The organism is Kumtagia ephedrae, assembly GCF_003012745.1.
Taxonomy (GTDB): domain Bacteria; phylum Pseudomonadota; class Alphaproteobacteria; order Rhizobiales; family Rhizobiaceae; genus Kumtagia; species Kumtagia ephedrae.
In genome coordinates this window covers 55008-80908 of sequence record NZ_PXYK01000003.1, presented here as the reverse complement: position 1 = coordinate 80908, position 25901 = coordinate 55008, and the positions used below count along the sequence as shown (strand labels likewise).

Here is a 25901-nt window from a genome sequence, read left to right as displayed (position 1 = left end):
GCGAAGCAACCCCTTCGCCAATGACAAAACGGGAGTGAAACCATGAAGATCAACGGCGTGGCGGCCGTCACCGGCGTCGCCTTCACCCTGCTTTCCACCACCTCCTCCTTCGCTGTCACCGAGATCTCCTGGTGGCATGCCATGACCGGCGCCAACAATGAGGTCGTCGAGCAGCTTTCGAAGGAGTTCAACGAGAGCCAGAGCGACTACAAGGTGGTGCCGGTATTCAAAGGCACCTATCCGGAGACGCTGAATGCCGGCATCGCCGCCTTCCGCGCCAAGCAGCCGCCGACGATCATGCAGGTGTTCGACGCCGGCACCGGCACGATGATGGCCGCCGAGGGCGCCATCAAGCCGGTCGCCGACGTGCTGGCAATGGGAGACAAGCCGTTCGACAAGAGCCAGTACCTGCCCGGCATTGTCTCCTACTATTCGAAGCCGGACGGCACCATGCTGTCCTTCCCCTACAATTCCTCCTCGCCGATCCTCTATTACAACAAGGACATCTTCCAGAAGGCCGGCCTCGACGTCGACAACCCGCCGAAGACCTGGAATGAGGTCTGGGAGGCGGCCAGGAAGATCAAATCGAGCGGCGCCGCGCCCTGCGGCTTCACCTCGACCTGGCTCACCTGGATCCACACCGAGAATTTCGCCGCCTGGAACGATTATCAGTGGGGCACCAACGAAAACGGCATCGCCGACCTAAATGTCGAGCTGAAGATCAATGCCGAACCCTTCGTGAAGCATTTCCAGGCGCTGGCCGACCTCGCCAAGGACGGCACGTTCAAATATGGCGGCCGCACCTCCGAGGCCAAGCAGGTCTTCCTGGCCGGCGAATGCGGCCTGTTCACCGAATCCTCCGGCGGCCTCGGCGACGTCGTGAAGTCGGGCATGAATTTCGGCACGGGCATGCTGCCCTACGATACGGAGTCGCAGAACATGATTCCCGGCGGCGCCTCGCTGTGGGTCTTCGGCGGCAAGTCGGATGAGGAATACAAGGCTGTCGCCGCCTTCTTCAATTTCCTGTCGCAGACCGACATCCAAGCCCGCCTGCACCAGGTCTCTGGCTATCTGCCGGTGACACTTGCCGCCTACGAGAAGACCAAGGCGGACGGCTTCTACGAGAAGAATCCGGCGCGCGAGATCCCGATCAAGCAGATGATGGGCAAGGCCCCGACCGAGAATTCCAAGGGCGTGCGGCTGGCCAACCTGCCGCAGGTCCGCGACATCCTGAACGAGGAATACGAGAAGATGCTGGCGGGCGATCAGACCGCCCAGCAGGCGCTGGACAACGCCGCCCAGCGCGGCAACAAGGCGATCCAGGAAGCGCTGGGGAATTGATGCGGGCCGACGTATTCTCCCCCCTCGAGGGGGAGATGGCCGCGCAGCGGTCACAGCACGCGAATTCGTGGCGTCGAGCACTGCCGCTCGTGCCCCACCCGGCGGGCTGCACCCGCCGACCTCCCCTCAAGGCGGAGGTAATGCCCTCATGACACCCCGCGTCGTCTTTCCCAACAAGATCCTGCCCTATCTGCTGCTCGCGCCGCAGCTCGCCATCACGCTGATCTTCTTCTACTGGCCGGCTTCGCAGGCGCTCTACCAGTCGATGCTGCGCGAAGACCCGTTCGGGCTGAAGACGCAGTTCGTCTGGTTCGCCAATTTCCGCAAGGTCCTGGCCGATCCGAACTACGTGAACTCGCTCTACGTCACGGTGGTCTTCTCCGTCGCCACCACGGTGGTGGCGATGGCGGTGGCGCTGCTGCTGGCCGTCATGGCCGACAAGGTGGTGCGCGGACGCGGCATCTACCGCACGCTGCTCATCTGGCCCTATGCGGTGGCTCCGGCGATCGCCGGCATGCTGTGGCTGTTCCTGTTCAACCCGTCGATCGGCTCGCTTTCCTATGCCTTGCGCGCGATGGGTATCGCCTGGGATCCCCTGCTCAACGGCAACCAGGCCATGGTGCTGGTGGTGGCCGCGGCCGCGTGGAAGCAGATCAGCTACAACTTCCTGTTCTTCGTCGCCGGCCTGCAGGCGATCCCAAGGACACTGATCGAGGCGGCGGCGATCGACGGCGCCGGCGAGACGAAGCGGTTCTGGACGATCGTCTTCCCGCTGCTCGCGCCGACGACCTTCTTCCTGCTGGTGATCAACACCACCTACGCCTTCTTCGATACCTTCGGCATCATCCACGCGGTGACCGGCGGCGGCCCCGGCAAGGCGACCGAGACGCTGGTCTACAAGGTCTACAATGACGGCTTCGTCAACCTGATCCTCGGCGACTCCGCCGCCCAGTCGGTGATCCTGATGGCGATCGTCATCGCGCTCACGGCCGTGCAGTTCCGCTACGTCGAGAAGAAGGTGCATTATGGTTAGGCGCGGCGCATTCTCCCCCCTCGAGGGGGAGATGTCGGCGAAGCCGACAGAGGGGGTCGCCGAGGCAGCGCGCCAAGTATCCCTCCCCCTCGAAGGGAGGGTGGCCGCGAAGCGGCCGGGTGGGGTAAGTCCGGCAACGCGCCGGCCCTTTCTGAAACGCACGCGAACAACAGGGCGTCGAGCACGGCCGCTCGTACCCCGCCCGGCGGGCTGCGCCCGCCGACCTCCCCTCAAGGGGGTGGAGCCGCGCCGGGCCGGGCGCCGCGAACCTTTCGTCGCCGGCGAAAGGTTGGTTCCTCCTGAGGCTACCCCCTCCGCCGCCTTCGGCGGCACCTCCCCCTCGAGGGGGGAGGAAAGCCCATGATCGGCTCCTCCCCACTCCGCACCTACATCGCCCATGTCCTGCTGATCCTCGGCGTGGTGCTCGTCGCCTTCCCGATCTACTACACCTTCGTCGCCTCGACGCAGACGCTGCAGACGATCCTGCGCCCGCCGCTGCCGCTGGTGCCGGGCGATCGCTTCTTTGCCAACTACTACGAGGCGATATTCGGCGGTGTCGGCCGTATCGGTGGGGTCGGCGTCGGCACGCTGCTGTTCAATTCGACGGTGATGGCGCTCGGCATCGCCGTCGGCAAGATCGTCATCTCTATCCTGTCGGCCTATGCCATCGTGTTCTTCCGCTTCCCGCTCAGGATGACCTTCTTCTGGCTGATCTTCATCACGCTGATGCTGCCGGTCGAGGTCCGTATCCTGCCCACCTACAAGGTGATGGTCGATTTCGGGCTGATCGACACCTATGCCGGGCTGATCGTGCCGCTGATCGCCTCGGCCACCGCGACGCTGCTGTTCCGGCAGTTCTTCCTGACCATTCCCGGCGAGCTGGTCGAGGCCGCGCGCGTCGACGGCGCCGGTCCGTGGAAGTTCTTCAAGGACATCCTGCTGCCGCTGTCGCGCACCAACATCGCCGCGCTCTTCGTCATCCTCTTCATCTACGGCTGGACGCAATATCTGTGGCCGCTGCTGGTCACCAACCGCAACGACATGAACACCATCGTCATCGGTCTGAGAAAGATGGTGTCTTTCGCCGATGCCGACACGGAATGGCATCTCGTCATGGTGACGGCGGTGCTGGCCATCCTGCCGCCCATCCTGGTGGTGGTGCTGATGCAGCGGTGGTTCGTGCGCGGTCTCATCGAAACGGAGAAGTGAGTGGCCACCGTCGACCTGAAGGACGTCCGCAAGACCTATTTCGGCAATGTCGAGGCGGTGAAGGGCGTCTCGATCGCCATTCCCGACAAAGCGCTGTGCGTGCTGGTCGGGCCGTCGGGCTGCGGCAAGTCCACGCTGCTGCGAATGATCGCCGGGCTGGAGGCGATCACGTCGGGAACCGTGTCCATCGGCGAAAAGGTGGTGAACGCCGTCGGCCCGGCCGAGCGCGACATCGCCATGGTGTTCCAGAACTACGCGCTCTACCCGCATATGAACGTCTACGACAACATGGCCTACGGCCTGCGCAACCGCGGCACGCCGAAGGAAGAGATCGACGCCCGCGTGCGCGCCACCGCCAAGACGCTGGAACTCGCGCATCTGCTGGAGCGCCGGCCGCGCGAACTTTCCGGCGGCCAGCGCCAGCGCGTCGCCATGGGCCGGGCGATCGTGCGCTACCCGAAGGTGTTCCTGTTCGACGAGCCGCTCAGCAATCTCGACGCCAAGCTGCGCGGGCAGATGCGGGTCGAGATCAAGAGCCTGCAGCGGGCGCTCGGCGTCACCTCGGTCTATGTCACCCACGACCAGCTCGAGGCGATGACGCTGGCCGACATCCTCGTCGTCATGAATGCCGGAGAGGTCGAGCAGATCGGCGCTCCGCTCGACGTGTACGAGAAGCCGGCTTCCACCTTCGTCGCCGCCTTCATAGGTGCACCGCCGATGAACCTGCTGCCCGTAGCCGCATTGTCCGCCGGGCGGACCGCGCTGGCTGCGCCCGCCGATGCGGCAACCCTGGGCTTCCGTCCCGAGGACGCGACATTGAACCCCCGCGGCGGCGCAGCTTCAGGCAATGGAGCGGCCGGCCTGTCTCTCGATATGGCGGTCGAAGGAGTCGAACCGGTGGGGGCGGAGAGTTTCATCTACTGCCGCATGGCCGGCGAGCGCCTCGTCCTGCGTGCCGCCGGCCGCACGGCGACGCAGACAGGCGACGGCCTGTCGGCCATGGTCGAGACCGCAAAACTCCACTGGTTCGACGTGGCCGGAAAGCGGCTGTGACGGACTTTCCGATCGTCGGCCGCTATGCTGACGGGCGTTCCGATTCGTGCTGAGCTCGCCATGACGACCGATCCTCGTTCGACACCCTCCGGCAAGCCGCGGGCCCGCGCCTTCGCCATTCCCTTCGAGGGCGAGCCGACCGCTGGAACGCCATCACCGGCGTGCCGGGCGTTTCGGTCGGCTATGTCTCGCTGATCTCCGGCGACGGACCGCTTGTCGCCGGCAAGGGGCCGGTGCGTACCGGCGTCACCGCCATCCTGCCGAGACCGGTGGCCGAGCTGGCGACGCCGGTCTATGCCGGCATCTTCAGCGCCAACGGCAATGGCGAGTTGACCGGGTCGCACCTGATCGAGGAGATCGGCGCCTTCAACTTCCCAATCACCATCACCAACACGCATTCCTGCGGCGTCACCCGCGACGGCACTTTGCGCTGGCTGAACAAGGCCTTGCCGAAGGCCGTTGAATCGGCCTGGGGCCTGCCGGTGGCGGCCGAGACCTATGACGGTTTCCTCAACGACATCAACGGCCATCACGTAACCTTCGAGCACGTGTCGCAGGCGCTGGACACGGCAGCCTCCGGGCCGATCGAGGAAGGCAGCGTCGGCGGCGGTACCGGCATGGTCGCTTTCGGCTTGAAGGCCGGTTCGGGCACGGCCTCGCGGCTGGTCGACTGGCAGGGCCAGCGCTTCACCGTCGGCGTGTTCGTGCAGGCGAACTTCGGCAACTGCAAGAACTTCACCGTGCGCGGCCTGCCCGCCGCGCCAACCTTGTCGCAGCCCGAACTCGTGGAGAAGACGCTGCGTGCCGAGAAAGGCTCGATCATCGCCATCGTGGCGACCGACGCGCCGCTGCTGCCGCATCAGCTCAAACGCCTGGCGCGGCGTGTACCGCTCGGCGTGGCGATGACCGGCGGCCTCGGCTATCACAGCTCGGGCGACATCTTTCTCGCCTTCTCGACCGCCAACGCGGAAGCAGCAACCGCCGAGGCTGGAAAGCTTTGCCGGGCGGACTTCATTCCCGATTCCGACATCGATCCGTTTTTCGACGCTGTGGTGCAGGCGACCGAGGAGGCGATCCTCAACAGCCTCGTCGCCAACGACGACATGACCGGCCGCGACGGCAATCTCGTGCCGGCCCTGCCGAAGGAGTGGCTGGAACGGACCTTCCCTGCGGCGAGGTAGGTTACGGCCCCGCCGGCTTCGGCAGGCCCTCGCCCTCATAGACCGGCACGCCCTCGATCATCGTGGCCAGCACCTTGCCTTGGGAAATCTCGGTCGGCGGCACCTTGGTGATGTCGCGGTCGAGCACGACCACATCCGCTCGCTTGCCCACGGTCAGCGAGCCGGAATTGTCCTCGTCGAAAGCGGCATAGGCGCCGTTGATCGTATAGGCCGCGACCATGTCCATCACGTCGAGCTTGTGCTGCGGCGTCAGCACCTTGCCGTTGGGGTCGGCGATGTCCTGCCGCAAGACACCGGTCTGGATCGCCTCCAGAGGGTTCATCGACGATACGCTCCAGTCGCTGCTGCCCGCGAGCGTCGCGCCGGCGTTCTTCAAGGCGCCGAAGGGATAGAGCCATTGCGAGCGCTCCGGCCCGATCTTCTGCTCGGTCAGGTCGACGATATAGGTGTCGGGATAGGCCCACAGCGCCTGGATGTTGGCGATGACGCCGAGTTCCTTGAAGCGCGGGATGTCGGCCGGGTCTATCAGCTCGAGATGGGTGATCTGGTGGCGGCTGTCGCGCGCCCCGTTGGCCTTCCGCGCCGCCGCATAGGCGTCGAGCGCCATGCGCACGGCACGGTCGCCGATCGCATGTGCGTGCAGTTGCAGATTGACCCTGTCGGCCGCGACTGCAACGGCATCGAGTTGCTCCTGGGTGAACAGCGGGTCGCCGGCTGAATTGGAGCCGACATAGGCTTCGAGCAGCGCCGCCGTGCCGGTCTCGATGACGCCGTCGACGAAGAGCTTCACCGACGTCACCTCCAGGTGCGGACTGGTGTAACGGTTCTTGAGGCCAAGCACGCGTTGCGCGCCTGCCGCGCCCTCCTCCGCCTCGATCTTGACGGCGGCCTCCACGTTGAGCTTGAGTTTTTCCGCGCCGTCGGCGCGCTGGTAGCCGGCCAGCATCCACTCCGTGGCGGAAGGATCGATGATGGCGGTGATGCCGTAGCTCAGCGCCTCGGTCTGGCCCTTCTCCAGTCCGGCATCCACCTGCGCCTCGGGATAGTCGGGCAGAAGGTCGCCGACGAGCGCCATCGCGGTCTCGCGCAGCAGCCCGGTCGGGTTGCCCTGCGCGTCGCGCTCGATGCGCCCGCCTTCCGGATCCTTGGTGCAGGCATCGATGCCTGCCGCCTTCAGCGCGGCTGAGTTCGCCCAGCCGGAGTGGCCGTCGACATCCTCGAAGTAAGCCGGTCGGTCGCCGGTGATCGCGTCCAGCGCCTTGGCGGACAGATCCTTGTACACAGCAACGCTCCAGCCGCCGCCACGCAGCCAGGCACCGTCCGGCAATTTGGACAGCGTCGGCTCGATGGCGGCGCGCAGCCCCGCTTCGTCGGCGACATCCGTCAGGCTGATGTCCTCAGCCGCGGTCGCGCTCCAGATCAGGTGATTATGCGAGTCCTGGAAACCGGGCAGCACCAGCGCGGTTTCGGGCAGGTCGTAGACCGTCGCTCCCTTAAGGAAAGGCGCGATGTCCTCGGCCGAGCCCACCGCCGCGATGGCGCCGTCGACGAGCGCGATCGCCTGCGCCTCCGGTTTGGCGGGATCCATGGTGAGCACACGTGCGCCACGCAGCACGATTGCGCCGTCCGCGGCCGCCGCGGCGGTCCCGAGAAACAGCACAATTCCCGCAACCGCCAAGCCGGTGCGGCATCCTCTTGCCGTCATGATGTCCTCCCCTGCCCCTCTGCCGGCTTTCAGGGTACAGGGCAGGCAAGGCCCGTCAAGGCGGCGTCACATCGGTACGGGCAGGCGCCTCCGCTCGGCGGTTCGGGCGCCACGGACTGCACGTCATGCGCGTCGTCGTTCCCCGCGGCGGCTCACGCTCTGCGACCATCCGTCGCAGGAATTTGTCGCACAAATGAAGCATGATGCGCCTTTGGCGACCTTGGAGGAGGAGTCGAGTCGATACTCGACGCGCCGGGAGGAACGGAGCATGGCGATTGCGCTTGCACTCGTTCTCGTTGTCGTGGGCTCGGTGCTCTTTCACCTCTTGAGCCCATGGTGGTGGACGCCCATAGCGTCCAACTGGGACTATATCGACCACACCCTCGTCATCACATTCTGGATCACCGGCGTCGTCTTCGCCGCCGTGGTGCTGTTCATGGCCTATTGCGTCTGGCGCTTCCGCCACAAGGAAGGCTCCAAGGCGCATTACGAGCCGGAGAGCAAGCGGCTGGAGACCTGGCTCACGGTCGTCACCGGGATCGGCGTGGCGGCGATGCTCGCCCCCGGCCTCTATGTGTGGAGCCAGTTCATCACCGTTCCCGACGACGCGACCGATGTGGAGGTGATCGCCCAGCAGTGGCAGTGGAGCTATCGCCTGCCGGGCGCCGACGGGAAGCTCGGCACCTCCGACAGCCGCCTGGTCAGCGCGGAAAACCCCCTCGGCATCAATCCGGAGGATCCGAACGGCCAGGACGACGTGATCGTCGAGGCCGCCGACCTGCACCTGCCCGTCGGCAAGCCGGTCAAGATGCTGCTGCGCTCGATCGACGTGCTGCACGATTTCTACGTGCCGGAGTTCCGCGCCAAGATGGACATGGTCCCCGGCTCGGTGACCTATTTCTGGTTCACGCCGACCCGCACCGGCAGCTTCGAGGTGCTGTGCGCCGAACTCTGCGGCACCGGGCACGGCTTCATGCGCGGCGTCGTCGCCGTCGACACGGAGGAAGACTACCAGGCTTGGCTGCAGGAGCAGTCGACCTTCGCCCAACTCACCGCTCCCGAGCAGGTCGGCGCGGCCGAGATGGTGCAGCCATGAGCAGGGAGGCGGCGGCATAGCGGAATTCTGCATGTGACGCGGCCCGGACCGCCCCGGGCCTCGCCGGAGGATGAGGAGGTGACGTGATGGTCGATATCACGCCTCGCGCGGTCGATGCGATCCCGCCCGCGGAAGTCCCGGATGTCGAACTCTATCATCCCCATAGCTGGTGGACGACCTACGTCTTCTCGCAGGACGCCAAGGTCATCGCCATCCAGTATGCCGGCACCGCAATGGCGATCGGCCTGGTGGCGCTGGTGCTGTCCTGGCTGGTGCGCCTGCAGCTCGGCTTCCCCGGCACCTTCGACTTCATCACGCCGGAAGCCTACTACCAGTTCGTGACCATGCACGGCATGATCATGGTGATCTACCTGCTCACCGCGCTGTTCCTCGGCGGCTTCGGCAACTACCTGATCCCGCTGATGGTCGGCGCGCGGGACATGGTGTTCCCCTACGTCAACATGCTCTCCTACTGGATCTACCTGCTCGCAGTACTGGTGCTGGTGGCGAGCTTCTTCGCGCCGGGCGGCCCGACCGGCGCCGGCTGGACGCTTTATCCGCCGCAGGCGATCCTCTCCGGCACGCCCGGCGGCCAGCAGGCCGGCATCCTGTTGATGCTGGCGTCGCTGATCCTATTCATCATCGGCTTCACCATGGGCGGCCTCAATTATGTGGTCACCGTGCTGCAGGGGCGCACCCGCGGCATGACGCTGATGCGCATGCCGCTCACCGTCTGGGGCATCTTCACCGCCACCGTGATGGCGCTGCTCGCCTTCCCGGCGCTGTTCGTCGCCTGCGTCATGATGCTGTTCGACCGCGTGCTCGGCACCAGCTTCTTCATGCCGGCGCTGGTCGAGATGGGCGAGCAGCTCTCATACGGCGGCGGCAGCCCGATCCTGTTCCAGCACCTGTTCTGGTTCTTCGGCCACCCGGAGGTCTACATCGTCGCCCTGCCCGCCTTCGGCATCGTGTCGGACCTCATCAGCACGCATGCGCGAAAAAACATCTTCGGCTACCGCATGATGGTGTGGGCGATCGTCGGCATCGGCGCGCTGTCCTTCATCGTCTGGGCGCATCACATGTACGTCTCGGGCATGCATCCGTGGTTCGGCTTCTTCTTCGCCACCACGACGCTGATCATCGCCGTCCCCACCGCGATAAAGGTCTACAACTGGGTGCTGACGCTGTGGCGCGGCGACATCCATCTCACCATCCCGATGCTGTTCGCGCTGGCCTTCATCGTCACCTTCGTCAATGGCGGGCTGACCGGCCTGTTCCTCGGCAACGTCGTGGTCGACGTGCCCTTGTCCGACACCATGTTCGTTGTGGCGCATTTCCACATGGTGATGGGCGTCGCGCCGATCATGGTGGTCTTCGGCGCGATCTACCACTGGTATCCCAAGATGACCGGCCGCATGTTCAACGAGTGGATGGGCCAGTTCCACTTCTGGGTCACCTTCATCGGCGCCTACGCGATCTTCTTTCCGATGCACTATGTCGGCCTGGTCGGCGTGCCGCGGCGCTACCCCGAACTCGGCGAGACCGCCTTCATCCCCGATTCGGTGCACACGCTGAACGCCTTCATCACCGTTGCCGCGCTGATCGTCGGCTTCGCCCAGCTGGTGTTCCTGTTCAACATGTTCTGGAGCCTGCGCTACGGCCGCGACGCCGGCGGCAATCCATGGCGTGCCACCAGCCTGGAATGGCAGACGCCGACCACGCCGCCGCCGCATGGCAACTGGGGCAAGGAGGTGCCGCTGGTCTATCGCTGGGCCTATGACTACAGCGTGCCCGGCGCGCCGCAGGACTTCATCCCGCAGAACGACCCGTGGCCCGAGAAGGCGGCGCCGGCATGAGCGTCGTCATCGTCTTCATCCTGGTGATCGCCGGCATCTCCTTCTGGTGGCTGGCGCAGCAGCGGCTGATGTCGAAACCCTGGCTCGAACAGGGCGCGGCCGGCGTGCTGCCCGGCCTCGAATCCACCGGTGTCCCGACAGCGAAGCTCGGACTCGGCGTGTTCCTGGCCGTCGTCGGCTGCCTCTTCGCCCTGTTCGCCAGCGCCTATTTCATGCGCATGGAGCTGTCCGACTGGCGCGCTCCGCCCCTGCCCAGCGTTTTGTGGCTCAATACGGGGCTGCTGATCCTGAGCAGCGTCGCATTGCATGTGGCGGTCATGGCCGCCCGCAGGAACCAGCCGGACATGCTGCGGCTGGCGCTCGTCGCCGGCGGTCTCACGACGCTTGCCTTCCTCGCCGGCCAGATGACGGCGTGGCGGACGCTCGCCGACGGCGGCTATTTCCTGACCGGCAACCCCGCCACCAGCTTCTTCTACCTGCTGACCGGCATGCATGCGCTGCACATCCTCGGCGGCCTTGTCGGGCTCGGCTGGGCGATGGCCGGCGCCTGGCGCGAGGGCGCCTCGGCCCGGATCGCCCAGCGTGTCGAACTGTGCGCCATGTACTGGCATTTCCTGCTGCTGATCTGGCTGGCGCTGCTGGTGCTGCTCGCCGGCTGGGCCAACGACTTCATCGATCTCTGCCGGCAGCTGCTGACCTAAGGGAGTGGAGGATGGCCGAGACCACCGCAACCGATCACAGACAGCTCAGGCCCGGCCTCAGCGGCGTCGCCGCCGACTGGGCCTCCGACCAGCGGGCGTTCAAGAACGTCTCCTGGGGGAAGTCTATGATGTGGATCTTCCTGCTCTCGGACACCTTCATCTTCGGCTGCTTCCTGCTCTCCTATATGACCGCTCGCATGTCGACGCGCGTGCCGTGGCCCAACCCGAGCGAGGTGTTCGCCCTGCATATTGGCGGCCAGAACGTCCCGCTGATCCTGATCGCCATCATGACCTTCGTGCTGATCTCCTCCAGCGGCACGATGGCGATGGCGGTGAATTTCGGCTACCGGCGCGACCGCCGCAAGACCGCGATCCTGATGCTGCTGACCGCCGCCCTCGGCGCCACCTTCGTCGGCATGCAGGCGTTCGAATGGACCAAGCTGATCACGGAAGGTGTGCGTCCCTGGGGAAATCCGTGGGGCGCGGCGCAGTTCGGCTCCTCCTTCTTCATGATCACCGGCTTCCACGGCACCCACGTCACCTTCGGCGTGATCTTCCTGATCATCATCGCCCGAAAAGTCTGGCGCGGCGACTACGACACCGGTGCGCGCGGCTTCTTCACCAGCCGGCGGGGCAATTACGAGAGCGTCGAGATCATGGGCCTGTACTGGCACTTCGTCGATCTCGTCTGGGTCTTCATCTTCGCGTTCTTCTATCTGTGGTGAGGAAGGGACATGGCTGAAGCGACCGCACACGGGCAGGAGATGCATGCCGGCCAGATCGCCGCAGTCCCCACCGACACCCATCAGGAGCACCCGATAAAGCTCTACCTAGTCGTCTGGGTGTGGCTCTTCATCCTCAGCGCCGCCTCCTACATGGTGGACTATTTCCACGTTCAGGGCGCGCTGCGATGGTCGCTGATCCTGATCTTCATGATGCTGAAGGCGGGCCTGATCGTCGCCGTGTTCATGCACATGGCCTGGGAGCGGCTGGCGCTCGTCTACGCCATCCTTGTGCCGCCGATCGCCGTGCTGGTCTTCGTGTGGATCATGGCCGTCGAGTCGGAATACACGCTGTGGACCCGGCTCACCTTCTTCGGGCCCAGCCCGTAGGGACGGCCGCCGACAGCGTTTGAAGTCCCAATCCTTCAGAGACGCCGGCCGGCGTCAGGCTCACGGACAGGAAAGCACAAGCGGAAGTGGCGTCATGGACACGAGAACGCTTCTCATCATCGGCCTTGGCGCCATCGTGCTGCTGCTGCTCGGCTTCTGGATCACGCCGTGATCCGAGCCATGCTGCCGGGCGGCGCCCCACCAGTCCCGCGTTGAAGACAGGAGGAATACCCCATGAGAATGACGGCAAGCCTCGCCATGGCAGCGCTACTCATATCGTCGGCCGCGCAGGCGGACGGCGATGCCGTTGCCGGCAAGAAGGTCTTCAACAAGTGCATGTCCTGCCACGATGCGAAGACCGACAAGAACAAGATAGGCCCGTCGCTGCTCGGCGTGGTCGGCCGCAAGGCCGGCACTCTCGAGAGCTTTGCCGGCAAATTCTCGGACAACATCAAGGAGGCGGGCGCCGGCGGGCTCGTATGGGACGACGCCAATCTGACGGCCTATCTCCGCGATCCGAAAGCTGTCATCCCGAAGGGCAAGATGGCGTTTCCCGGCTTGAAGTCGGACGAGGACCTGGCCAACGTGATCGCCTATCTCAAGGCTGATCCTAAGCCGTAGAAGCCTGCAGCGCGGCGACCGACGCTGACGCCGCGGCCTTCCGGCGGATCATGCCAGCCCGCATTTTCTGGATCGGACACGGTCGGCTCGCCCTATTCCGCAAGGCCGGAACGGCGCTTGCTGGCGAAAAGCGCACCCAACCATCCGGTCGAGCGGCATGGTGCCGTCGTTCGCCGGTTCGGAGTTCGGCGAATCGCAACGCTGATGCCGAGAGGCTGTCGACCTACGCGACATTCATGATGCCGACGCCGGCTTCCTGAAAGTTTGTACCGAAATATGTCGACCGCGCGTCCTGGGACATTCGGCGACGCATTCCGGCTTGCCTGACAGAGCTCTGCGACATGTGGCGGTCATGATCGCCGCGGGCGTGGGAGCAGCTATGGCAAGCGAGGTTCTGAATGCCGGCACATGATCGTTCTCTTCCCCAGGCGTCGCTGTCGGTCTTCGACGCAGTCACGATCATGGTCGGATTGGTTGTCGGCATCGGAATCTTCCGGACCCCCTCGCTCGTTGCCGCCAACGTCGACAGCGAACTGGCTTTCGTGGCCGTCTGGGTCGCTGGCGGGCTCGTCACGCTGATTGGCGCGCTTTGCTATGCCGAACTGTCGGCCGCGCATCCGCACGCCGGCGGCGAGTATCATTTCCTGTCCCGCGCCTATGGCAAGCCGCTGGCACTGCTGTTCGGCTGGGCACGCGCGTCGGTGATACAGACCGGCGCCATCGCCGGAGTGGCCTTCGTCCTCGGCGACTACGCGGCGCGGATCCTGCCGCTCGGCGCCTACGGCCCCGCTCTCTACGCTGCGCTGGCGATCATCCTGTTCACAGGGATCAACGTCGTCGGGACCTTGCAGAGCAAGACGCTGCAGGTCGCCGTCACGCTCGTGGAGATCGCCGCGATCGCCGCCATCATCGGCTTCGGCCTGCTGGCCTCCCCGGGACCGGCGTTGGAAGCCGCAGCGCCGGCGCCGCAATCGGCTGCCCTCGGCATGGCGATGATCTTCGTGCTGCTCACCTATGGCGGCTGGAACGAGGCGGCCTATCTGACCGGCGAACTCAAGGACGCACGGCGGAACATCGCCAGGGTCCTGGTGCTGGGAACCGCAATCCTGACGACGCTCTACGTCCTGGCGAACGTCGCGCTCCTTTCCGTGCTGGGTCTCGACGGCCTGCGCGCCTCCCAGGCAGTCGCCGCCGACATGATGGCGTTGGCGGCGGGTCCGTCCGGTACGTTCATCGTAAGCCTTGCCATTCTCGTGGCCGCCGTTTCGACGCTGAACGCGACGATCTTCACCGGCGGTCGCGTCTACTTCGCCATGGCGCGCGACCTGACGCTGCTACCCCGCGTCGGCGAATGGGACGAGCGCGGCCGCAATCCCGCAAACGGCCTGATCGCGCAGGGTGCCGTCGCGCTGGCGCTGGTGGTGATGGGCGCGGCCACACGCGACGGCTTCCAGGCGATGGTCGATTATACGGCGCCGGTCTTCTGGGGGTTCCTGCTGCTTACCGGCCTGGCCGTGTTCGTCCTGCGGCTCCGGGAGCCTGACCGCGTCCTGCCCTACAAGGTGCCTCTCTATCCGCTGACGCCGATCCTTTTCTGCCTGACATGCGCCTACATGCTGCATGCCAGCCTTGCCTATACGGGCGCCGCGGCGCTCATCGGCGTCGGCGTTCTCGCCGTGGGCGCGGTGCTGCTGCTCTTTCGCCGCAACGGCGAGACTGCCAGACCCAAGCGCTCCCCCGCGCCTGCACCCGCCACGCTTCGCGACTGACGAACCGAAGTCCAACAAGGAGAAGCCCATGTTTAACTTCCGAAAGATCGCCATCGTCTGCACGGTGTCCGCCCTGGCGCTCGGCGGCCCTCTCGTGCCAGCCGGCATGGCCTCCGACCAGCCGTACTCTCCGAAGGTCGGACAGGACGGCAAGGATGTGGTGTGGGTGCCCACGCCGCAAGCACTCGTCGACCGGATGCTCGAGATGGGCGGAGTCACCAAGGATGACTACGTCATCGACCTTGGCTCCGGCGACGGGCGCACGGTGATCACCGCGGCCAGGCTCGGCGCGCGCGCCCACGGCATCGAATACAACCACGATATGGTCGCGCTTTCGCGGCGCAATGCCGAAGCGGCCGGGCTCTCGGACCGCGCCACCTTCGCGCAAGGCGACATCTTCGAATCCGACTTTTCCGAAGCCACCGTCATCACGCTGTTCCTGCTGCCCGAACTGAACCTGAGACTTCGGCCGATCCTGCTCGATATGGAGCCGGGCACGCGTGTGGTTTCCAACTCCTTCGACATGGACGACTGGCAGGCGGATGAACAGGTCGAGGCCGGCGGCGATTGCACGAGCTATTGCAATGCCTACAAATGGACCATTCCGGCCAAGGTGGAGGGCCAGTGGCGCCTGGGTGATGGCGAACTCACGCTGACCCAGACCTATCAGATGCTTGCCGGCACGCTGACCGCCAATGGCGAGACACAGCCCATCAGCAACGCGCGGATGGATGGCCGTTCGATCACCTTCACCGCAGGCGACCGCCGCTATACCGGACAGGTCGGGGCGGACGACACGATGAGCGGCAGCATCGAAGGCGGGGGCGAGTGGAGCGCTTCCCGGCAGGGCTGAAGACGGGGCCGCGCCCCACAGCACGACGCGGCAGGCAAGCGGCGGAGGCCGAGCTGATGCCTCCATGCCGCCGGCCCGCTGGAGCCAAGCAATTCCGGCCAGGCCGAAATGTCACCCAGGCGAGACCGGCTTCAATGCGCGCAGTAGGCGCCGTCGACCAGGTGACAGCTGCCGGTGACGAAGCTCGCCTGCTCCGACAGAAGGAAGCAGACGAGTTCCGCTACCTCTTCCGGCTTGCCGCGCCGGCCCATCGGCTGCAGCGCCATCATGCGCCGGCCGCCTGCCTCGACGTGTTCCGACAGCAGCGTCGTGTCGATCAGGCCCGGTGCCACGGCATTGATGCGGATGCCCAGCCGCGCATATTCCATCGCTGCGACCTTGGTCAGACCGATGATGCCGTGCTTGGCCGCCGTATAGGCGGCCGCGGTCGGCAAGCCGACAGTGCCCAGGACGGAGGACATGTTGACGATGGCGCCGCCGCCACGCTTCAACATGGCGGCAATCTCGTATTTCATACAGTAGAACACGCCGTTCAGATTGACGGCCATCTGTTCGTGCCAGCTTTCGAGCGGAACGTCGGCAGTAGCCTTGCGGACACCGACGATGCCTGCATTGTTGACTGCAAGGTCCAGCCCGCCGCATGTGCGCACGCTGAATTCGACCAGCTTTTCCACGGCCTGCGCATCGGACACGTCGACGGTGAAGTCGTGGGCCTTGCCGCCCTTGCTCCGGATTTCCCCGGCGACGCCGCTGGCAGTGTCGGCAACGATGTCGGCCACGATGACCTCGGCACCTTCCTCGCCGAGTTGTCTGGCAACCGCCGCGCCGATGCCGGAGCCGCCGCCCGTCACGATCACGACCTTTCCTTCGAAGCGAGGCCTCATGGTTTTGTTTCCTTATGGCCTGGAGCGGCGGGAGGCCGCAGCAAATTGGTTATCGTATGCAATGACATCAAAGCAGAGGGTGTTCCCTGTTTCCATCCCTTGAGCGCGTCTGTACCCAATGCAGCCGGGCCGGCGCGATCACAAGGCGTCCAGTGTGACGTTTTGGAGATACCGGAGATTAAGGCGGTTGTGGTATCTGCCGACGAGTTGTCGAACTTATGGATGGTGAATTTCACGATGACCCGTCGGGGATTGCTACTAGGCGGCCTTGCGCTGATGGTGAGCGGCTGCATGCCGTTCGCGCGTGCGGTGACGCCGCAGACGTCCGCCCACAACGTGCGGATCGATCCGCGTTTCCGCCGCCAGCGGGTGCGCTATTACGGCAGCGAGCCGGCGGGAATGATCGTCGTCAACACCTCGGAGCGTCATCTCTACGCCGTCGAGCCGGATGGCTGGGCGACCCGCTATGGCGTGGGCGTCGGACAGGAAGGATTGTCGCTCAAGGGGATTGCGACCATCGGGCGCAAGGCGGAATGGCCGTCATGGACTCCCACGGCTAACATGATGCGGCGCAAGCCGCATCTGGTCCAGTACGCGGGAGGTGTCCCGGGCGGGCCGCAAAATCCGCTCGGTGCACGGGCGCTGTATCTCTATCGCAACGGAAACGACACGATGTTCCGCCTGCACGGCACGAACGAGCCGTGGACCATCGGCACGGCGGTGTCGAGCGGCTGCATCCGCCTGACCAACGAGGACATCATCGACCTCTACGACCGTACCCCCGAAGGCACACGGGTTCTGGTCATCTGATTCGCGCTTCCGAATCAGCGATTGATTCGCCCGGCCGCCTCGCGAACCGCTCCTTCGATAGGATTTCTTAACCGCGCCCGTCGCTTACGGGCGCAAAGTCGCTCCTGAACGGCAGTCCGGAGCGCAGGTGTGTCTTAATTGCACTAGGCTTGGACTCCTTTCACGGCTACCTTGCTGCGACCCGCAACCATTGTGGGACGGTGCCGTTGACACCCATTCCATCGTAAGGAGAGGGATTGCTTATGAGCAAACTTCTAATCGCAGTAGTGGCCGTGATTTCCGTCGTCAGCCTCAGCGGCTGCGAAACGATCGGCAAGGGCAAGGGCAAAGCCCCGGCTCCAGCCGTCGTCGAGACCGGACCGGCTCCTGTCTACAAGTAAGGGACTCGTCCCGCTTGGATGTGGAAGGGCTAACCGCCCTTCCACATCGAGCATGTCCGGACCAGCGGTCCTTGGGACCGTCGTCGCTTGTTTTCTATAGTAGGTTGAAGACACGGATTGGCTTCTGGTCTGAACTTATCCGCGTTCGGAAGTGGAATCGCGGGAATGCAATCCATAGTCGGCCGCATACTCTCCGCCACCCTGCTGATGATGGCGGTTACTGCATGCCAGGACACCAGTCCGAGACCTCGCTTCGTATCGGGCGCTGATGATCCTGCCTCTCCGGTCGTTGCCACCGCTGCCGCCGCAGCGCAGCGGCAGGAGACGACGGCGTCGGTCCCCAGCGGCGACCAGCGCTACTTCATCGAATTCCGCTCGCGCTATGCCAAGAGCTACGGCCATACCTATGTCGTCTTCGGCCGTGCCACCAGGACCGGCGAGATGATCAATCCCGAGGTCGCCGGCCTCCATCCCAAGTCGGAAAGCGCCGTTCCCTACGTGCTCGGCCATTTGGTGCCGGTGCCGGCCGAAACCGGCTGGAGCGACGGCGACCTGGAAGAGGAATACCGGTCGGCGAGCTGGCGCGTCATGCTCACCGAGCCCGAATACCGAAAGGTGGTCGCCTCTATCCGCAAGCTGCAGGCGAGTTCGCCCGTCTGGCACGCGGCACTCTACAACTGCAACGCCTTCGTCGCCGACATCGCCCGGTCGATGGGCTACAAGACCCCGTCGATCCAGCTTCGGCCGCAGCAGTTCGTCACCAAACTGCGCGAGATGAACGCCGGAACCCGCGTCTCGCTGACCACGGCCGTCCGAGCGGGCTGAGGTGATCTCGAGCCTGTCGACGGCGCTCGCCGGCAAGATCCTATGGGTGCTGGGCGTCGTTGCCTGGTACGTGGTCCGCTATCCGTTCGAACGGCGGGCGCGGCGCGTGCAAGTGGTCACCAGCCAGCGCACATTATCCGACACGGTCGGCCTGGCTGCCGCGCTGCTCGGCATGGCCGCCCTGCCCGCGATCCATGTCGCGACCGGCTTTCCGAGCTTTGCCGACTATTCCGCCAATCCCTGGATCGTCGCGCTCGGCGCGATCATCCTTGTCACCGCCCTGTGGACGTTCCGCCGGTCGCACAAGGAGCTCGGCCGCAACTGGTCGATCTCCCTGGAGATCCGCGACCAGCACAAGCTGGTCAGCGGCGGACCCTACGCGCTGGTGCGCCATCCCATGTACACGTCCTTCCTGCTGCTGGCGCTCGGCCAGGCGTTTCTTCTGTCGAACTGGGTCATCGGCCTGGCCGGCCTCCTCGGCTTCGCTGTCCTTTTCTTCCTCCGTGTCGACGAGGAAGAGCGTATGATGCTGGAGGCGTTCGGCCCGCAATACCGCGATTACATGGAAAGGACGAAGCGCATCATTCCGTACGTCTACTAGGGGGGAAGCATGCGAGGCCGCGCCATCAAGCTGTCGGCGGCCAGGCGCCTCGTCGGCGACCTGATGCGTTTTTCGATGAAGGTGCCGAGGGTGACGGTGCAGCGGCGGATGAATCTCGCGCCGCTGCTCGGGGCAAGGACTGCTCAGCAGCCGCGGCCGTCCTGGACCGTGCTGTTCCTGAAGGGATATGCGCTGCTTTGCGCCGAAACACCGGAGTTCCGGCGCGCCTATGTGAAGCTGCCTTGGCCGCAGTTCTATGAATATCCGGCCAGCGTCGCTTCCATCGCACACGAGCGCGAGCATGATGGCGAGCGCGCGGTGCTGCTCAGCCGCATCCGCGCGCCGGAGCGCCGTCCGATCGGCGAACTCGACGCCGCGATCCGCGCGGCCCGATCCACGCCGGTGCTTGAGTTCGGCGAATTCCGCCGAGCCCTCAGGATCGCCCGGCTGCCCGGCCCGGTCCGCTGGCTGATGATGTGGCTGGGACTGAACATCGGCCGCCAGCGCGCCAACTATTTCGGCACGTTCCAGCTCTCCGTCTATTCCGGCTTGGGCGCCGAATCGCTCAATCCGCTGACGCCGCTCACCACCCTGCTCAACTATGGGCCGATCGGCGCCGACGGGTCCGTCGACGTCCGCATCCACTACGACCACCGGGTGATGGACGGCGCCAATGTGGCGCGTGCGCTGGAGCGATTCGAGCAGATCCTGAACGGGCCCGTGGCCGACGAGGTGCGGCGCATCGGCAGCGGCCCTGCCGCGGCGAGGGCAGCGCCGTGACGCCGCCGGAGGTCCGGCCTGCGGTCGTGGTGACCGGCGCCTCGCGCGGCATCGGGCGCGAGATCGCCAAGGTCGCCGCCCGCGACGGCGGCGCGGTCGTGCTGGTGGCGCGCTCGGCCGTCGATCTCGCCGCCGCCGCGGCCGACGTTCGGGCGGCCGGAGGCGAGCCCTTCCCGCTCGCGCTCGATCTCACGGCGGCCGACGCGCCGATGTCTCTCGAAAACTTCCTGGCGCAGAACGGCCTTGCCTGCGACGTGCTGGTCAACAGCGCCGGCTACGGCATGCGCGGCGCCGCGACGGCGCTTCCCGCCGCCGATCAGGTCGGCATCGTCGACCTGAACATCCGTGCGCTGACCGCCCTCACCCTGCATTTCCTGCCGGGCATGGTCGCGCGCAAGCGGGGCGGCGTCATCAATCTCGGTTCCGTGGCCTCCTTCGTTCCCGGCCCCTACATGGCGCTCTACTACGCCAGCAAGGGTTTTGTGCGCTCCTTCTCCACGGCGCTGCACCAGGAACTGCGGCGCACCGGCGTCACCGTCACCTGCGTTGCTCCCGGCCCCGTCGCGACCGAGTTCCTCGAACGCTCCGGCGCCGGTCGCGCCCGCCTTTTCCAGTACCTGCCGAAAATCTCTGCCCAGGACGTCGCGGAACAGGCGTGGCGCGGCTTCAAGGCCGGTCGCCGCCTTGTGGTGCCCGGCGCGGTGGCGAAACTGGCGATCCTGACCTCGGCCCTCCTGCCGTCGGCGATACTGCTGCCGCTGGTCGGCAAGCTGCAGCGGCGCGGCAACGACCCCTGCCCCTGCGGTTCAGGCCGCCCCTTCAGGAAATGTCATGGCGCCACCGGGCTCCGGCGCTTGCGCGGCTGCGAATGACGCCCCAAGGCGCTTTCGCTTTTCATCGGTTTCGAAAAAAGGCCGGGCTCGAAAGGCCCGGCCAAATGAAGGTTGATAAACCTCCAGAGGGGAACACCACCCGGCGACAATGGGAGGAGAACCGCCGGGTAGCACGACCTTTATGGGCTTTACGCGTGTAAAAAACCAATCATCAGATTTTCAATTTCCCGTCCCGCGAGAAAAAAACATCCAATTCTGCCGGTACTGGATCGCCCGGATCAGGAATTGATTTCCAAAAGGTCCGCGTAGTGGCGGCGGGCGACGTCCGGATGGGAGCGCAGCCGAGTCTTCAGGAGATTCGCGCCGACGTCGCGGAACAGCGGATTGTCCGGATCGCTGGCCGGGCCGCGCGCCTGCGCTGCCAGCTCAGCCGGCAGGTCGAGCAGTGGAATGGCGGCGTCCAGCCGGGCTCCCAAGAAGAAGGGCACCGAGATACGCTCCACCCCGGCAGGCGGCGCAACCACGCGATGGACGGTCGCCCGCAGATATCCGTTCGAGGCAAGTTCCAGCAATTCGCCGATGTTGACGACCAGTGTTCCGGGAATGGGGTCGACGTCGATCCATTTGTCGTCATAGTCGACCTGCAGCCCCCCGATTCCATCCTGCAGCAGCAGAGTCAGAAAGCCACTGTCCTTGTGAGCGCCGACTCCCTGATCGTCTCCGACGGCGTCACGCCCGGGATAGCGGACGATCTTCATGCGGTGGTTGGCGCCTCCCGTGTGGATGGGCTCGAAGACGTCTTCCGCCTGATCGAGCGCCAGGGCGAAGGCCCGCAGCAGATGTAGCGCAACGGCTGCCGCCTTGTCTTGCCAGCCGAGCAGCGCCGGCTTTAGCTCGGGCAAGGTAGCAGGCCACTGGTTCGGTCCTTCCAGCCGCGTCCAGGCTGGTCCGGCGGGCTGGCGCTCGGGCGCCTTGCGCTCGACGCCGATGTCGAGCTGCTCGCGCCAGTCGGCCCTGCCCTTCGTCAGTTCGCCGCCGGCCCGCGTGTAACCGCGAAACTGCGAGGAGTTGACCATGGCAATGACCAACTTGTCGGTGTCCGGCAGCGCGAAGAATTTTCGCGCGGTGGTCAGCACTTCGTCCATCCGGTCGATCGGGATGCCGTGGCCGGACAGATAGAAGAATCCGACATCCCTGGCCGCCGAACGCAGATCCGCCAAGAAGGCGCGGCGCTCCGACGGCCCCCTGTCGAAACCGGAAAGGTCGAGGACTGGTACAAGTCTGGTCATGGTGGAGTCCTTCCCTGCAGCCGCGATGCAGCGCCGTCGTGACGGCCGAGACATACTCTTCCGGGCGGCCTCTGATGACAGGCGGCATCGACGCCGAAACAGTGCCATGCTTGCCGACGCGTCTGAAGGAATCGGGCAGCTCGCGGATTCGCGAAGGGAAGATTTCCGAACCAAAGATCGCCCGGCCGACGGGCAAAATTTCCGCAGTCGTACGGGCGCAAGTCGGGACGTCGGCTCGCATCCCCGGACGAATCGAACGCCATCGGCGACTAGTCGCGTCCGGCCCAGGGCACCAGCGCCCGCTCGATCCTGCGGATGACGAATTCCAGCGCGAACGCCACCGCCGCAATCACCAGGATGCCCATCACCACCACGTCCGTCACCAGGAACTGGGCTGCCGACTGGATCATGAAGCCGAGGCCACGCGTCGCCGCCACCAGTTCGGCCGCCACCAGCGTTGTCCAGCCGGCGCCGAGCGCGATGCGCAGGCCGGTCAGGGTGGAAGGCAGTGCGCTCGGCAGCACGACATGCCGCACCACCTGTACGCGGGTCGCGCCGAGCGACCGGGCGGCGTTGATGCGTTCGCGCGAGACGCCGCGCACGCCCGCCGCCGTCGACAGTGCGATCGGCGCCAGCATGGCGATGGCGATGACCAGCACCTTCGACGGCTCGCCGATGCCGAACCAGATGACGATCAGCGGCAGATAGGCGAGCGGCGGGATCGGCCGCAGGAATTCCAGCAGCGGATCGAAGATGCCGCGGCCGATCGTGGTGGCGCCGATAGCCCAGCCGACCGGCACGCCGACGAGCACCGCCGCCGCCAGCGCGGCAAAGACCCTCCCCAGGCTGGCGACAAGATGCTGGAACAGCGTAGCGTCGACAAAACCCTGCTGAGCCACCGACAGGAACTTGCCCCAGACGGCGAGCGGCGACGGCAGGAACACCGGCGAGACGAGTTGCAGCCGCGCCGCCAGCGTCCATGCGAGCAGCAGCGCGAGCAGCGTGACGGCGCTGATCGTGCGCGCCGAGACAGTCCCGCTCCTCCGGCGGACCGGCGGCCACGGCACGGCGACCGGATCGGGACGTTCGGCCTTGGCCACCGGCCGTTCGGAATAGGAGGACATCGTCATGCCGGCTCTCCCTGGAAGATCGCATCGGTCAGGTCGCCGCGGGCCGCCGCGAAGGCCGGGTCCGCCTTGATGTTGCGGATCGGCTCTCCGGCAAGATAGCGGCGGCCGAACGTCGGCTCGAAGACGCCGACCACATGCCCCGGATGCGGCGCCAGGACGACGATCCGAGTGGCAAGGACCAGCGCTTCCTCGATGCCATGCGTGACCATCAGCACACCCGCCCGGCTGGCGGCCCAGATATCGAGCAGCGTGGTTTGCATGCGCTCGCGCGTCAGCGCATCGAGCGCGCCCAGCGGCTCGTCGAGCAGCAGGAACTTCGGCTCGGCCGCAAGCGCCCGGGCAAGGCCTACGCGCTGGCGCATGCCGCCGGACAGCTCCCAGACGCGCTTGTCGCCGCTGCCCTGCAGCTTGACCAGCGACAGCAGATCGTCCGCCCGCCGGCTCCGTTGCGCCGGCGCCACCCCGCGCAGCCGCAGGGCGAAGGCGACGTTCTCACGCGCCGTCAGCCACGGGAACAAGGCGTCGTTCTGGAACACGACGGCGCGGTCGGCGCCCGGCCGGACGATCGGCTCGCCATCCACGGCCGCCTTGCCATCGGCCGGCGATAGGAAACCCGCGGCGACGTTGAGCAGCGAGGTCTTGCCGCAGCCCGAACGGCCGACCAGCACGACGAACTCGCCGTTGGCGATCGAGAGCGATACGCGCTCCACGGCCGGCCGCGGCTGGCCGTCATAGCGGATGGACACCTGGTCGAGGACGAGTTTCGGCATCGGCTTTCCCGAGGATCATGCTTTTACGAAAGAACGTCCGCCCGCCGGAGGCGCTCGTCACGTTCCGGCGGGCGGACGGGGCGCGGTCTGAGGCCGCCGCATCCCCGTCAATTCGAGGCGAGCGCCTCGGAGACGTATTTGCTGGTGACGAATTTGGAGTAGTCGGGCAGCACCGCGTCGATCTTGCCCTGCTCCTTCAGGAACTCGGACGTGGCGGCGACCGCCTTGACGGTGTCGCCGCCGAGGAACGTCGTCGATGCCTGCTCCTCGAGCGTCGGGAAGACGTAGCCCTTCAGCAGCTGCGGCACCTCCTCGGCCTTTGCGCCGGTCAGCCTGGCAATCTTCTCCGCCTGCGGCGACGCCGTCGACCACGCGTCCGGCTTGGCGAGATACTCTGCATAGGCCGCGCCGGTGACCTTGACGAAGTCGCGCACGGCTTCCGGATGTTCCGCCGCGAAGTCGGCGCGCACGATCCAGGCGTCGAAGGTCGGCGCGCCCCATTCGGCCACTTTTGCCGAATCCAGCACCGTCTTGCCGCCGGTTTTGATCTGGCCGAGCGCCGGATCCCAGACATAGGCTGCATCGATGTCACCGCGCTCGAAGGCGGCGGCGATCTCCGGCGGCCTGAGGTTGAGTATCTCGACCGACTTGGGATCGACGCCCTCATGCTTCAGCGCCGCCAGCAGACTGTAGTGGGTGGTCGAGACAAAGGGCACGGCCACCTTCTTGCGGGGGAGGTCGGCTACTTTTTCGACGCCTGAGCCGTTGCGGGCGACCAATGCTTCGGATTCGCCGATGAGGCCGACGACGAAGATCGTCTCGATCGGCAGTTCGCGGCTGGCTGCGGCGGCCAGCGGGCTCGACCCGACATAGCCGATGTCGACCGCGCCGGAGGCGATCGCCGCGATGACGTCGGCACCGGAATCGAACTTGCGCCAGTCGATGGCTGCCCTGGTCGCCGCTTCGTAGGCACCGTCGGCCTGCGGCACCTTCGACGGCTCGACGACCGTCTGGTAGGCGATGGTGATCTTGAGGTCGTCGGCCGAGGCCGGTGCGACGGTGACCGCGGCGGCGAGCGCCGCCGTCGAGAGCAGGAGCATGCGCCGGGAAAGAATGGACATGGATGTGATCTCCAAAGGATGACACATCCATGATCCCTTAATTCTATCGTTCTTGTAGAGTTAATTCATTCCACAGGAAGCACCCCTCCGGAAAAATATTCCCGGCGCAAGCCTTGCGGTGGGCATTTCGGGATCGCGTACGCCGCGACGGCCTCACACAGTCTTCAGCATGCCGCCGTCGACATAATAGGTCGAGCCGACCGAGTAGGAGGCCCGGTCGGAGCACAGAAAGACGAAGAAGGCGGCGAGTTCCTCCGGCTTGCCGAAGCGCCGGATCGGCGCGTATTCGTCGGCGACGCCTTGGAGATAACCTTCCCAGTCGCCACCCTTGTCGGCGGTGAGCTGCTTGGCGGTCTTGATCCAGTCCGGTGTGAGGATGAGGCCGGCATTGACGGTGTTGACGCGGATATTGTCCTTGATCACCTCGTTGGCCAGCGTCTTGGAAAACATCATCAGCGCCGATTTGGTGACGTTGTAGATCGGCTCGTACCAGAGCGGCTGCGTAGCGCAGATCGAGGCATTGTGCAGGATGACGCCGCCGCCGCGCCGCTTCATGCCCGGCACGAGGCCCCGCGCCAGCCGCACCGCCGCCATCACATGCAGTTCCCAATAGTGCTGCCACTTCTCGTCCGGCGCCTCCATGATCGTCTCGTTGCTGCCCGAGCCGGCATTGTTGATCAGGATGTCGGCGCCGCCGAAGCTTTCGACCGCCGCGATCAGATTTTTCGTACCTTCGGCGGTGGCGACGTCGCAGGCGACCGGCAACGTCCTGACGCCATGGCGTCCGGCAACACGCTTCGCCTCCTCCTCCAGCCGCTCCGGCTGGCGTGCCGCCATGACGACGTCGACGCCTTCCGCGGCCAGCGCATCTGCCACGGCCAGCCCGATGCCGATGCTCCCGCCGGTGATCACCGCGACTTTCCCGCGAAGGTTCAAGTCCATCTCTAA

At 65.6% G+C, this 25901-nt stretch carries 25 protein-coding genes and 1 pseudogene; 19 read left to right on the top strand and 7 right to left on the bottom strand.

The features are described from left to right. Positions 1-42 precede the first annotated feature (42 nt). The 5 genes and pseudogenes from ugpB to C7I84_RS03570 all read left to right on the top strand — a co-directional run bounded on the left by ugpB (position 43) and on the right by C7I84_RS03570 (position 5817). Complete coding sequence (gene ugpB / locus C7I84_RS03590; RefSeq protein ID WP_106770791.1) at positions 43-1341, top strand: sn-glycerol-3-phosphate ABC transporter substrate-binding protein UgpB; 1299 nt, start codon at positions 43-45, stop codon at positions 1339-1341. Positions 1342-1489: 148 nt separating this feature from the next. Then, positions 1490-2374, top strand: a complete 885-nt coding sequence (ugpA, locus tag C7I84_RS03585; RefSeq protein ID WP_106770790.1) for a sn-glycerol-3-phosphate ABC transporter permease UgpA — start codon at positions 1490-1492, stop codon at positions 2372-2374. Between the two features lie 360 nt (positions 2375-2734). Then, complete coding sequence (gene ugpE, locus C7I84_RS03580) at positions 2735-3583, top strand: sn-glycerol-3-phosphate ABC transporter permease UgpE (RefSeq protein WP_106770789.1); 849 nt, start codon at positions 2735-2737, stop codon at positions 3581-3583. Next, positions 3584-4636: a sn-glycerol-3-phosphate ABC transporter ATP-binding protein UgpC gene (gene ugpC, locus C7I84_RS03575; protein WP_106770788.1), complete on the top strand. Its 1053-nt coding sequence runs from the start codon at positions 3584-3586 to the stop codon at positions 4634-4636. 60 nt (positions 4637-4696) lie between these two features. After that, positions 4697-5817 (top strand): annotated as a pseudogene (locus C7I84_RS03570) (DmpA family aminopeptidase). A 1-nt stretch (position 5818) separates the two neighbouring features. Here C7I84_RS03570 and C7I84_RS03565 read toward each other — a convergent pair. After that, positions 5819-7522 carry an amidohydrolase gene (locus C7I84_RS03565; RefSeq protein WP_106770787.1) on the bottom strand — a complete coding sequence of 568 codons (1704 nt, stop codon included), beginning with the start codon at positions 7520-7522 and terminating at the stop codon, positions 5819-5821. A 268-nt stretch (positions 7523-7790) separates the two neighbouring features. On the opposite strand from C7I84_RS03565, the gene C7I84_RS03560 reads away from it, so the two are divergent. From C7I84_RS03560 to C7I84_RS03525, 8 genes are all read left to right on the top strand, one after another. After that, positions 7791-8618 (top strand): cytochrome c oxidase subunit II, encoded by an 828-nt coding sequence (locus tag C7I84_RS03560; protein WP_106770786.1) that lies wholly within the window; start codon positions 7791-7793, stop codon positions 8616-8618. A gap of 86 nt (positions 8619-8704) precedes the next feature. Next, positions 8705-10474 carry a cytochrome c oxidase subunit I gene (locus C7I84_RS03555; RefSeq protein ID WP_165815972.1) on the top strand — a complete coding sequence of 590 codons (1770 nt, stop codon included), beginning with the start codon at positions 8705-8707 and terminating at the stop codon, positions 10472-10474. After that, positions 10471-11175 carry a cytochrome c oxidase subunit 3 gene (locus tag C7I84_RS03550; protein WP_106770973.1) on the top strand — a complete coding sequence of 235 codons (705 nt, stop codon included), beginning with the start codon at positions 10471-10473 and terminating at the stop codon, positions 11173-11175. The genes C7I84_RS03555 and C7I84_RS03550 overlap by 4 nt, the downstream gene beginning before the upstream one ends. Positions 11176-11186: 11 nt before the next feature. Then, on the top strand, positions 11187-11900 hold the full coding sequence (locus C7I84_RS03545; protein ID WP_106770784.1) for a heme-copper oxidase subunit III family protein: 714 nt from the start codon (positions 11187-11189) through the stop codon (positions 11898-11900). A gap of 9 nt (positions 11901-11909) precedes the next feature. Then, positions 11910-12287: a cytochrome C oxidase subunit IV family protein gene (locus tag C7I84_RS03540; protein WP_106770783.1), complete on the top strand. Its 378-nt coding sequence runs from the start codon at positions 11910-11912 to the stop codon at positions 12285-12287. Between the two features lie 234 nt (positions 12288-12521). Then, positions 12522-12908: a c-type cytochrome gene (locus C7I84_RS03535; RefSeq protein ID WP_106770782.1), complete on the top strand. Its 387-nt coding sequence runs from the start codon at positions 12522-12524 to the stop codon at positions 12906-12908. 398 nt (positions 12909-13306) lie between these two features. Beyond that, positions 13307-14677, top strand: coding sequence for an APC family permease (locus tag C7I84_RS03530; RefSeq protein ID WP_106770781.1), 1371 nt, complete (start codon positions 13307-13309; stop codon positions 14675-14677). Positions 14678-14705: 28 nt separating this feature from the next. Then, complete coding sequence (locus tag C7I84_RS03525; RefSeq protein WP_106770780.1) at positions 14706-15530, top strand: SAM-dependent methyltransferase; 825 nt, start codon at positions 14706-14708, stop codon at positions 15528-15530. Between the two features lie 131 nt (positions 15531-15661). Here the strand turns inward: C7I84_RS03525 and C7I84_RS03520 are convergent, their stop codons facing one another. Further along, complete coding sequence (locus C7I84_RS03520) at positions 15662-16414, bottom strand: SDR family NAD(P)-dependent oxidoreductase (RefSeq protein WP_106770779.1); 753 nt, start codon at positions 16412-16414, stop codon at positions 15662-15664. A gap of 222 nt (positions 16415-16636) precedes the next feature. On the opposite strand from C7I84_RS03520, the gene C7I84_RS03515 reads away from it, so the two are divergent. From C7I84_RS03515 to C7I84_RS03490, 6 genes are all read left to right on the top strand, one after another. After that, positions 16637-17224, top strand: a complete 588-nt coding sequence (locus C7I84_RS03515) for a L,D-transpeptidase (protein ID WP_106770778.1) — start codon at positions 16637-16639, stop codon at positions 17222-17224. A gap of 242 nt (positions 17225-17466) precedes the next feature. After that, positions 17467-17604 carry an ABC transporter gene (locus tag C7I84_RS03510; protein WP_106770777.1) on the top strand — a complete coding sequence of 46 codons (138 nt, stop codon included), beginning with the start codon at positions 17467-17469 and terminating at the stop codon, positions 17602-17604. A gap of 165 nt (positions 17605-17769) precedes the next feature. Next, positions 17770-18429 (top strand): hypothetical protein, encoded by a 660-nt coding sequence (locus C7I84_RS03505; protein WP_106770776.1) that lies wholly within the window; start codon positions 17770-17772, stop codon positions 18427-18429. A gap of 13 nt (positions 18430-18442) precedes the next feature. Next, positions 18443-19030 (top strand): protein-S-isoprenylcysteine O-methyltransferase, encoded by a 588-nt coding sequence (locus C7I84_RS03500; RefSeq protein ID WP_106770972.1) that lies wholly within the window; start codon positions 18443-18445, stop codon positions 19028-19030. A gap of 9 nt (positions 19031-19039) precedes the next feature. After that, positions 19040-19810, top strand: a complete 771-nt coding sequence (locus tag C7I84_RS03495; RefSeq protein WP_106770775.1) for a hypothetical protein — start codon at positions 19040-19042, stop codon at positions 19808-19810. Then, positions 19807-20682, top strand: coding sequence for an SDR family NAD(P)-dependent oxidoreductase (locus C7I84_RS03490; RefSeq protein WP_106770774.1), 876 nt, complete (start codon positions 19807-19809; stop codon positions 20680-20682). The genes C7I84_RS03495 and C7I84_RS03490 overlap by 4 nt, the downstream gene beginning before the upstream one ends. A 239-nt stretch (positions 20683-20921) precedes the next feature. On the opposite strand, the gene C7I84_RS03485 is transcribed toward C7I84_RS03490, so the two are convergent. The 5 genes from C7I84_RS03485 to C7I84_RS03465 form a co-directional block, all read right to left on the bottom strand. Further along, positions 20922-21932, bottom strand: coding sequence for an isopenicillin N synthase family dioxygenase (locus tag C7I84_RS03485; RefSeq protein WP_106770773.1), 1011 nt, complete (start codon positions 21930-21932; stop codon positions 20922-20924). 269 nt (positions 21933-22201) lie between these two features. Next, positions 22202-23062: an ABC transporter permease subunit gene (locus C7I84_RS03480; protein ID WP_106770772.1), complete on the bottom strand. Its 861-nt coding sequence runs from the start codon at positions 23060-23062 to the stop codon at positions 22202-22204. Then, the gene (locus C7I84_RS03475) at positions 23059-23832 is read right to left on the bottom strand and encodes a taurine ABC transporter ATP-binding protein (protein ID WP_106770771.1); all 774 of its coding nucleotides are present in this window, start codon (positions 23830-23832) and stop codon (positions 23059-23061) included. The genes C7I84_RS03480 and C7I84_RS03475 overlap by 4 nt, the downstream gene beginning before the upstream one ends. Positions 23833-23939: 107 nt before the next feature. Then, positions 23940-24953, bottom strand: coding sequence for a taurine ABC transporter substrate-binding protein (tauA, locus tag C7I84_RS03470; protein ID WP_106770770.1), 1014 nt, complete (start codon positions 24951-24953; stop codon positions 23940-23942). Positions 24954-25106: 153 nt separating this feature from the next. After that, positions 25107-25895, bottom strand: a complete 789-nt coding sequence (locus C7I84_RS03465) for an SDR family NAD(P)-dependent oxidoreductase (RefSeq protein WP_106770769.1) — start codon at positions 25893-25895, stop codon at positions 25107-25109. Positions 25896-25901: the final 6 nt, after the last annotated feature.